The sequence below is a fragment of the Pseudomonas sp. EA_5y_Pfl2_R50 genome (assembly GCF_963970475.1).
Classification (GTDB): Bacteria; Pseudomonadota; Gammaproteobacteria; order Pseudomonadales; family Pseudomonadaceae; genus Aquipseudomonas.
In genome coordinates this window covers 1-437 of the sequence record NZ_CAXAPT010000198.1, presented here as the reverse complement: position 1 = coordinate 437, position 437 = coordinate 1, and the positions used below count along the sequence as shown (strand labels likewise).

The 437-nt window shown below is 63.6% G+C and carries 1 pseudogene; it reads right to left on the bottom strand.

Features of this window, described 5'->3' with window-relative positions:
• A pseudogene (locus AACY19_RS27425) lies at positions 1-370 on the bottom strand (flagellar type III secretion system pore protein FliP); the annotation flags it as partial.
• Between the last annotated feature and the right edge of the window lie 67 nt (positions 371-437).

Sequence of the window (437 nt, the reverse complement as noted above, 5' to 3'; positions counted from 1 at the left end):
GCACCGAAAAGGGAATGTCATTGGCCTGTTTGTACGGCCCGCTCTTGGCGATGCCGGCAAACATGGTGATGTCCTTCTTGCGGGTCTGCTTGGTCATGAAGGTGTGCAGCGGGATCGCGGCGGCCTTGATCATGTCGGTCGCGCCGATCTTGCTTTCGGCATAAGGCTGGATCGCGGTCGCGTTGATCTGGGTGATCGTCGGGGCCATCACGAAGAAGGACAGGAACATCGCCAGGCTGATGATCACCGGATTGGGCGGCACGCCCTGCGCGCCGATGCCGGTGCGCAACAGCGACAGCGCGACGACGATACGCGTGAAGCTGGTGACCGTCATCAGGATGCCGGGCGCAAGGCTCAGCACCGTCAGCATCAGCACCAGTTGAATCGCCCGGCCCGAAACCGATCCGCCCGCGCCAGCACCGGGCAAGCCCAGGGCG